At 69.4% G+C, this 8,516-nt stretch carries 9 protein-coding genes and 2 pseudogenes; 3 read left to right on the forward strand and 8 right to left on the reverse strand.

The window, feature by feature from the left end; genetic code table 11:
- From G4D87_RS28445 to G4D87_RS28470, 6 genes and pseudogenes are all read right to left on the reverse strand, one after another.
- A pseudogene (locus G4D87_RS28445) lies at positions 1-326 on the reverse strand (tetratricopeptide repeat protein); the annotation flags it as partial.
- Positions 327-338: 12 nt separating this feature from the next.
- Positions 339-863, reverse strand: coding sequence for a cytochrome c-type biogenesis protein (locus G4D87_RS28450; RefSeq protein ID WP_163785852.1), 525 nt, complete (start codon positions 861-863; stop codon positions 339-341).
- A 99-nt stretch (positions 864-962) separates the two neighbouring features.
- A complete protein-coding gene (locus G4D87_RS28455) occupies positions 963-1,874 on the reverse strand; it encodes a macrolide 2'-phosphotransferase (protein ID WP_163785853.1) in 912 nt (303 codons plus the stop codon).
- A 264-nt stretch (positions 1,875-2,138) separates the two neighbouring features.
- Positions 2,139-3,659, reverse strand: coding sequence for a hypothetical protein (locus tag G4D87_RS28460; protein WP_163785854.1), 1,521 nt, complete (start codon positions 3,657-3,659; stop codon positions 2,139-2,141).
- A gap of 9 nt (positions 3,660-3,668) precedes the next feature.
- A complete protein-coding gene (locus tag G4D87_RS28465) occupies positions 3,669-4,058 on the reverse strand; it encodes a hypothetical protein (RefSeq protein WP_163785855.1) in 390 nt (129 codons plus the stop codon).
- Positions 4,042-4,596 carry a GNAT family N-acetyltransferase gene (locus tag G4D87_RS28470; RefSeq protein WP_163785856.1) on the reverse strand — a complete coding sequence of 185 codons (555 nt, stop codon included), beginning with the start codon at positions 4,594-4,596 and terminating at the stop codon, positions 4,042-4,044. Before G4D87_RS28470 ends, G4D87_RS28465 begins: the two co-directional genes overlap by 17 nt.
- 147 nt (positions 4,597-4,743) lie before the next feature.
- Here G4D87_RS28470 and G4D87_RS28475 point away from each other — a divergent pair, with 147 nt between their 5' ends.
- A complete protein-coding gene (locus tag G4D87_RS28475; RefSeq protein WP_240358679.1) occupies positions 4,744-5,940 on the forward strand; it encodes an acyltransferase family protein in 1,197 nt (398 codons plus the stop codon).
- Between the two features lie 47 nt (positions 5,941-5,987).
- Here the strand turns inward: G4D87_RS28475 and G4D87_RS28480 are convergent, their stop codons facing one another.
- Together G4D87_RS28480 and G4D87_RS28485 are read right to left on the reverse strand one after the other, a co-directional pair.
- A complete protein-coding gene (locus tag G4D87_RS28480; RefSeq protein WP_163785857.1) occupies positions 5,988-6,746 on the reverse strand; it encodes a 2OG-Fe(II) oxygenase in 759 nt (252 codons plus the stop codon).
- A 64-nt stretch (positions 6,747-6,810) separates the two neighbouring features.
- On the reverse strand, positions 6,811-7,251 hold the full coding sequence (locus G4D87_RS28485) for a MarR family winged helix-turn-helix transcriptional regulator (protein WP_163785858.1): 441 nt from the start codon (positions 7,249-7,251) through the stop codon (positions 6,811-6,813).
- A 68-nt stretch (positions 7,252-7,319) separates the two neighbouring features.
- Between G4D87_RS28485 and G4D87_RS28490 the strand changes: the two genes are divergently transcribed.
- Together G4D87_RS28490 and G4D87_RS39040 are read left to right on the forward strand one after the other, a co-directional pair.
- Positions 7,320-8,051 carry a DUF1428 domain-containing protein gene (locus G4D87_RS28490; protein ID WP_163785859.1) on the forward strand — a complete coding sequence of 244 codons (732 nt, stop codon included), beginning with the start codon at positions 7,320-7,322 and terminating at the stop codon, positions 8,049-8,051.
- A gap of 175 nt (positions 8,052-8,226) precedes the next feature.
- Positions 8,227-8,516 (forward strand): annotated as a pseudogene (locus G4D87_RS39040) (hypothetical protein); the annotation flags it as partial.

An 8,516-nucleotide genomic window follows, 5' to 3' on the forward strand; every position in this document is an offset into this window, starting at 1 on the left:
GGACGGGGGCGGACGCCCTCGCCGGAGGCCTTGCGCTTGAGGTGCTCGTCCTTCGCGCGCAGCGCCGCGGCGGCCTCGCGCTCCAGGCGGGACTTCTCGGCGGCGTACTGCTCGGCGCCCTGGTTGTGCTTCTCCGCTTCCAGCGCGCGGAGCTGGTCGATGAGGGACTGCGCGCGCTGGGTCAGGTCATCGAGCACGCCGTCGCGGGGCTCGGCCGACGCCAGGGCGCCCTTGCGGCGCTGCAAGAGGAGCCAGCCCGCCGCCAACACGAAGGTGATGGCGAGCACGATGATTCCGGGCAACCAATTCGTCGTCTGCGGCTGCATGGCCTGGCGCTCCTAGCGCTCGAGCTCCCGGCGCACGGCCTGGAGGTACGGGTCTTCTTCATCCACTGGAGGCGCTCCAGCGGGCGCGGCCGGGGCCGCCGTTTCTTCCGAAGTCGGGGTCGCGGGCGCGGTCTGCTCCGGGGCACCCGCGCCGCGCTGGAGCTGCCGCCAGATGACGAAGGCGCCCACGGCGACGAGCGCCACCGGGCCCAGCCACACGAACCAGTTGAAGCCCTCCGCGCGGGGGGAGAGCAGCACCCACTCGCCGTAGCGGGCGACGAAGTACTCGACGATTTCGGCGTCGCTCTTCCCCTCGGAGACGAGCTCGCGAATCATGTCGAGCTGGGCGCGCGCCATGGAGGACGGGCTGTCCGCCACGGACAAGCCCTGGCACACGGCGCACCGGAGCTGCTTGCCCAGCGTCTGGGCACGGGCCTCCAGCTCCGGCGCGAGCGGGTCGCTTCCCGCCTGCTGGGGCGCGAACTGGCCGGTGACGAGCGTGAAGGCGAGGGACAGGGACAGGAGGGCAGCGGTCATCGAAGCTCCATCGAGCCGTCCCTACCTAGCGCCCCAGGCCGTGATTGGACAGTGAAACCTGAGCGGCGGGGGCCTGTCCCGCCGCCCGGCCTGCTGTGCCTACATGGGTGCGCCTGGGGTGAGCTGCGCCTGGGCGGCCGCCCGGTGCTCTGGCTGGCCCGTGAGCAGCGCGTAGAGGGCGTAGGCCACGGGCGACGCGGCGAGCAGCTCCACGCAGTGGTCGCCCAGGCGGTCCCAGACCTGCCCGCCCACCTTGACGTAGGCGTCCACGGTGGCCTCGAACACGGCGTCCACGCCGAGCATCTTCTGGAAGACGAAGTCGCGCGCGGGGTCGCCGACCTTGGCGGTCGTCCAATCGAGGACGCCGGTGAGGGTGTCGTCCGGGTCCATCAGGACGTGGGCGGGGTACAGCTCCCCGTGCGTCAGCGCGACGAAGCGGGGCCAGTAGGAGTCCTCGCCCAGCCACCGCTCCCAGCGCTGGGTGAGGGACGGCGCCACGTCGAAGGCCTGGGTGACGCGGGCGATGTCGGAGGCCCAGTTGGCGCGGACCTGCTCGGGCGTCTCGACGACGAGGCCGGCCTGGCGGGCGGCGCCGATGTCGATGGCGTGCAGCCGCTGCAGGAGCTGGCCGAAGTGGCGGGCATAGACGCGGGACTCGCGGTCGAAGTGCCACACCGGCTGGCCCGACGCGGGGTCCAGCGTCAGCCCCGGCTTGCCCGGCAGCGCGGGGTAGGCGATGAGCTCCCGGTCGGCGACCTGCCACCGCGGCACCGCCACGCCGAGCCGGGGACCGACGAAGTCGAGAATCTTCTTCTCGTCCGCGAGCTTCGCGGAGACGTCCTCACGCCGGGGGATGCGGAGGACCCACAGGGTGTCTTCGAGGTCGCGCGCCATCACGACGCGATAGTCGAGTCCGGCCTCGTTGACCGACAGCGTGTCGGGTTGGAGCTTCAGTCCGTGGCGGGCGGCGAGCTCGACAAGCTGCGAGGCATCGAGAGGGGCGGGGGGCATCGGGGACGTCCTTTCAGGCTCGCACGGTGATGAAGGGCGTGCGGGCATCGGCTTCAGGGGAGGACCACGGTCCGTCGTGGCGGAACGCGCGCTGGCCGGGCGTGGGTGTGGCGCCACGACTTGCTGGCGACACGCTTCCTGACAGGCAAGAGAGGGCCGCCGCGTTGACGCGCCTGCGGGAGGTGCCACAACGTCCGCAAGGCCAGGTTCTGACATTGACCTCCTGGGGATGCGTGCAAGGGATTGAAGGCCGCGGCGTTCCGCTCAACCGGTGGCGTTCGTCCACAGGACCTTGGAGATCAGATAGGGCCGCTGCGGCTGGGTGTCGTCGTTGCGGGAGGGAATCTGGGTGAGGTCGTCGCCCCGGGCCGGCTCGAAGTACGTGCACATGTAGCCCAACACGGTTTGTTGCTCGTAGGCCGCTGGCGCGATGAACTCGTGGTTCACCTTCGGCTCGAAGCGCTGAGGGTGCGGCGCGTGGTTCTGCGTATTCGGAGCAGGCTCGGTGAAGTGGGGGGCCTGCTTGAGCGGGAAGGGGCCCAGGCCGAAGGACGTCTCGTAGAGCAACCACCCCTGGCTCTCCCGCACGCAGACCACCCAGTGATGGGGAGAGTCTGTCCGCTCCAGTGCCTGATTTCCCTGGGCGGGAGCACGCGGGGGCACGAGGAACTTGTTGGTCGGCACATAGTCGACGCCGTTGTAGTCGAAGCGAGCCTTCATTGACGTGGCCGTGGAGACGGCGGGGGCGACCTTGACCTCCGCGCTCTCAATGCCATGCACGGCCAGACAGTTGATGAAGAGCTGCGCGAAGGCGGTGCAGCTCGCGTTGACCTTGCGGCCCGCATGCTCCGTGCCCAGGTCCAGCCGGCGAAGGCGCGCGGCGCGGAAGAAGTCGTCCTCGGGGAGAGGATCCACCGTGAGCCAGTATCCCAGTCCGGAGGGATGGGGATCCGGCGTGCCCACGAAGTTCTTCCAGATGGCCTGGATGACCTCCGCGGCGCCCTGCGCACCTTCCGCCCAGGTGCAGCCGAAGTACAACGCGTCCAGGAGCGCGCCGCCCTTGTAGGCTTGGATGTTGAAACGACCGGCCTTGGGCGTGGCATCCACGATGAAGAGCGTGTGCTTGGTCTTCTTCGTCAGGGGGGTGTACTCGCGGCCACTCTCCGCCACCTCCCATGTGAGCTCGAGCCCGGAGCGCAGGGTCACCGTGCTGGGGAGGCCGTGAAGCGGGAGGTCCACCTGGCCGATTCCGGATTCGTCGAATTCAACCTGGGCGTGATGCGTGTAGAGGCCTTGCCCTGTGCCGGGCTTCTCCGCCGCGCGCACCCAGCGGCTCCCCGGCCGCGACAGCTTCCCCGATGACGTGCCGGGGGTGGCCTTCAGGACGACGCGCACCATGGGCGGAGCGGGTTGCGTGGATGCGCCCGACCGCACATACGCGACCGGCCAGCTCGTCTCGACGAGCCGCTGCATCTTGCCAAGAATGGACGTGTCCTCAGGGCGCCAGTGCGGGTCTCCATTCGCGGGAAAGGCCTGGGGGGGCAGCAGGTTGTTGGGCGGGGAGGCGTTTCCAGGAAGGCAATAGACGGGGTCATCCGGCCGCGGGAAGACATAGTGTTCCACGGGGATGTGATTCAGGAACCAGAGGCGCTCCACCGCGAAGACGAGGTCTGCCGGGGGCTGTTCGCACGGGTGAATCTGAGTCGTTGCGTTTCCGGGCGCCGTGCGTGCGTGCAGGTCCTGGAGGGACTTCGCGTCCTGGATGACTGAGGTCTGGTAGTCCATCGGGCTGCGTCACCGGGTTTCGCGCGACGGGGGAGGGGCAAGGAGGGCCGCGGCGGCCCGCCAGTCCGCGTCCGTGGCGCCCTGGAACAGGCGCGTCATCTTCTCTTCGGAAGGAACGGCGGGGTCCGCCAGCAGCCGTTGGAAGGGCGGATGTGCGTCGAACACCTCCGAGATGATGATGCAGAGGAGGCCGAAGGCGTGCAGGTCCCGGTCGTCGCGCAGCCCGAAGCCCCGGGCCCGGCGCAGCGCCAATGCGACCCGGCGCCGCACCTGTTCGCGCGCCTGTCCCACGACGTGGCCGGGATGCTCCACGTAGAGCCGGTCGACTATCGCCGCGACGCGGCTGTCGTCGCTGGCCGCCACCAGCGCGTGCAGTTGCGCTTCACGGATTCGGAGCATCTGACCTCCTGTCGCTTTCGGGCGCGCGCTCGAAGAACACGAGGACATCGTCGAGCGAGAACTTCGGGTTCCGGTTCGGCGCGCGCAGGACCTGCTGGAAGCCGAGCTTCTCCAGCACGCGAAGGGACGCGGTGTTGCTCTCCAGGGCGCACGTGCGGACCCGGTCGAGCTTCAGCGTTTCGAAGGCGAAGTCGAGCATCCACCGCGCGGCGCGCGTCGCGTGGCCACGTCCCCAGTAGGGCCGGCCGACCCAATAGGAGAGCTGGGCGGTCCGCGCTCTCGGGGACAGGGCCACCAGCGAGCAGCAGCCGATGAAGCCGTCCTGGGGATGAAGCATGGCGAAGTGGAAGGCTTCGCCCTTCGCTCGCGCACCTATCGCGGTGTCAATCCACGCCTCCGCATGGCCGGGCGGGAAGGGGGACGGAAGGTGGGTGGTCGCGCTGACCGCCGGGTCCGACGCAAGCGCATGGAACGCCGCCGCGTGCTGGCGCATCACGGGCTCCATCAGGATGTCGTCGCTCGGGGGCGCGGCGGGCATCGAGAGAACTATTGCAGAGTCAGGGCTGAAAGTGGCGCGCCATCGCTGCTCCTGGCGGGGCCAGAGCGGTCTCGGTCGACCCGGCCATCCATGCCCTTGGGGACAGGTGGGGCGCCCGCGCGGTTTGTGCCTATCGTCCGCACCGAGATGAAGACCGGACCCTCGGAGCCGCCGCACCTGCCGGAGTACCTGCCCGTGCTGGATGGGCTGCGCGGCGTGGCGGTGCTGATGGTGATCTCCTATCACTCGCTGACAGGGCTGCGCAGCGCGTCACTGGGCTCGCTCTTCCAGGTGGGCTGGGCGGGAGTGGATCTCTTCTTCGTCCTCTCCGGCTTCCTGATTACGCGCATCCTCGTGCAGACGCGTGCGCGCGGAGGCTACTTCCGTACCTTCTACGCGCGGCGGGCGCTGCGCATCTGGCCCTTGTACTTCCTGGTGCTGGTCTTCACGTTTGGCGTCATGGGGCGGCTGCTGCCAGCCCTGGCCTTCGACACGCAGCGCTACGCCTGGACGACCTACGCGCTGTATCTGCAGAACCTCTGGATGGCGGACTTCGGTCCCGCGCCCATCAACGTGACGTGGTCCCTGGCCATCGAAGAGCAGTTCTACCTGGTGTGGCCGCTGCTCGTGTTCTTCCTCCGGAACGGGCAGCTCCGCGCGCTCCTGTGGGCGTGCGTGCTGCTGTCGCCCGTGGCGCGCCTCGCGGCCTTGTGGGCGGGCGCGGCGCCCATCCAGGTCTACACCTTCACGCTGTTCCGTCTGGATGGACTGGCGCTCGGGGGGCTGCTGGCGCTGGGCGTGGTGGATGGCCGCGTCACGGTGGATGGCCTGGCGCGGTGGGGCGCGCGGCTCGCGGTGCCCGCGCTGCTCGTGGCCTTCGGGCTGTCCCTCGTCTTCTTCGGCGAGGGGGCCGCCATCCACATGGCAACGGCGCTCACGGGGCCGGGCGGCACTCAGGTTCGTGCGCTGATGGTGGCGGGCCTGTACACGCTGTGGGCGGTGGGCTTCGCGGGCCTGCTGGGGTGGGTGCTCTCCGGGCGCGCGTGGGTGCTTCAAGCCGTGTTGCAGTGGCGGCCGCTGCGCTTCGTGGGGCAGGTGAGTTATGGGCTCTACCTCTTCCACGCGCTCGTCATCCCCGCTGGCGGTCATTACACGCGGCCGCTGTTCTCCCGCTTCATTCCTTCGACCTTCGTCGCCACCGCGCTGGGCATCGTGTTCGAGTACGCGGTACTGCTGGCGCTCACGCTCGTCTCGTGGCGCTTCTTCGAGAAGCCCTTGCTGCGTCTCAAGGACCGCTTCACGCATACGGACGCCGCTGGGAAGGCCGTGGCTCCTGCGGCCTGACGGAGGGGCGTCCGCGTGGGGCGCCGTACCGCGTGTCGACGCGTGCGCTACGGCCGCGGTGGCGCCCAGAGGGCGCTGTGGGGCTCCGGCGCGTTGGGGGCTTCCTCCGCGGTGTAGAAGTAGGCCGCGACCGCGGCGCGACCCCGCCCCTCGGGGCACTCCAGCGCGGTGGGGTGGCCGTGCCAGTGGTCGTCGCCGTGGGCCATCACGACCAGGCGATCCAGGAGCGGCGCGATTCGCGTCTCACACCGGGAGAGGTCCGCGCTCCACAGCTCGAGGTCGCCTCCCCAGGCGGGCTCCCACCCGGGGTTCAGGTAGTAGAGGACGGTGAGCCGGCGTGAGAGCGCGCGGAAGCGATCTCGGTTGAAGTCGGCGTGCAGCGCCAGGTGCCCCCCACGCAACGTGAGGTGCAGCCCGGCGCCCCGGAAGTGTGGATCCGGGATGAGCCCTTGCACTCCGGTGAGCGACTCCAGGAAGTCGATGAACGCCATGCCGGAGAACTCCGAGAGCAGGTGCCGGAGCGCTCCGGGGACGTCTTCAAAGGCCTTGCGCTGAAGCTGTCCCAGCCGAGTCGCCTGCTCGGGGTGGTCGCGTCGCTTCCAACTGGCCTGGGTCGCGCCCGGGAAGACGCCGGCCAGCTCGGACGCCAGCGGCTCCCCCAGGAAGCCATCGATGACGGCGTGGGGATGAGGCCGCGCCGCGCCGTAGCTGGCGCGATGGGCCAGCGCGAGCGAGCGGAGCGCCGTGCGGTTGAAGAAGAAGCTCGGCCCCCGCAGCGGGCCTTCTTCGTGGGTCGCGATGCTCACGGGCCCCCCTATAGCAGAACGGGCGGCGCACACCGCCGGCGCTCCGAAGGTTGGACGCGCGGACTCAGGACAGCGCCCGCAGTCCAGCGCGAAGGGCGTCGACGTCGGTCCGCGCCAGCAGTCGCTCCGTCTCCTCGTTCATCCGCTCCCAGTGGGGCAGCGCGGCTTGAAGGAGCTGGAGCCCTGCGTCCGTCAGCGTCAGCAATCGCCCGCGGCGGTCGGCCGGGTCGACGGTGGTCTTCACCAGCCCGCGCCTTTCGAGCGGCTTCAGGTTGGCCGTCAGCGTGGTCCGGTCCATCGCCAGGAGCTCCGCGACCGGTCCGATGGACGGCGGCTGGGGGCGATTGAGCGACATCAGCAGTGAGAACTGTCCGTGCGTGAGGCCCACGGGGCGCAGGGCTTCATCGAAGCGCCGCGCCAGGGCGCGCGCGGCCTGCTGGACCGCGAGGCAAAGGCAGTGGTCTCGGACGTGAAGCGTCGTGGCGAATGGGACGGCTCTGGACATTGACAGGGATGATTATGTTGATATCAACCCTTCTTGTCAAAGCAGGGATGCCTGACTGGAGCGTTGCCATGGCCTATATCGATGGATTCGTGGTCGCAGTACCCGCGGCGAACAAGGAAGCGTATCGGCAGGCGGCTCTCGCCGCGGCGCCGCTGTACAGGGAGTTTGGTGCGACGCGCTTCGTTGAGTGCTGGGGAGACGATGTCCCCGAGGGAAAGGTCACCGACCTCCGGCGCGCGGTGAAGGCCGAGCCTGAGGAGGTCATCGTCTTCTCCTGGATTGAGTACCCCAGCAAGGCGGTGCGGGACGAAGCGAACGCGAAGGCGTACCGCGACCCGCGGATGGAGGCGCTGGGCGCGCACATGCCCTTTGATGGGAAGCGGATGATCGTCGGCGGCTTCGTCCCCGACCTCCACGAGCGCGGAGCGGGGAGGCCGGGCTATGTCGATGGTTCGCTCGTGCCGGTCCCGGTTGGGAACAAGGAGGCCTACCATGCCATCGCGTCCCGTCTCGCGGCGGTGCTGCTGGAGCATGGCGCCATGCGCGTCGTCGACGCGTGGGGAGATGACCTCCCCGACGGAAAGCTCACTGACTTCAAGGGCGCGGTGAAGGCCACCGCGGAGGAGCAGGTCGTCTTCGCCTGGGTTGAGTGGCCGTCGAAGGCGGCTCGCGACGCGGGGTGGGGGAAGGCCATGGCCGATTCGCGCATGCACCCGGACAACGTGCCCTACGACGAGGGCCGCCGGACCCATGGCGGCTTCGTGCCCATCCTGGATGAGCCGACGGCGACGGGCGCATAGGCCGCCTCGTCATGCGCCTCCGCCTGGTTTCGTGACGCCCGGAATGGGCGGAGGACGCAATCGAGCCAGTCTCGATGTCGCTGCATCCTTCCCCGGGACGCTGACGGCGGAGGCGAAGCCTTGAGGCTCCCCCACGCCCTCGCCGCGGCTTCCGTTCCTCATGTACCCTCCGGGGATGGCGAATGAGTTCATGCTGCGGCTGGCGGAGACCATTGCGTGGTGCTTGCCACGGGCCGTTCCCGAACGAGCAGGGGTGTCAACGCGGTCCGAGGAACTGAGGCCGCCGTTGTGCACGCTCGATGGCGACACCCAACTGACGCGTCTGCTCAAGTCACCGAATGAAGGCCGCGAGGCCGTGGACTTCATCGTGGCGAGACGGCGAGCGGCACTGGCGAGCGCGAAGCAGCCCTTGCCTCCGCTGGGGGAGTTGCTGGGCGGGCGGGTCTACGCGACGGATTTCAATAC

The sequence above is a fragment of the Myxococcus vastator genome, assembly GCF_010894475.1.
In the GTDB taxonomy this organism is placed as follows: Bacteria; Myxococcota; Myxococcia; order Myxococcales; family Myxococcaceae; genus Myxococcus; species Myxococcus vastator.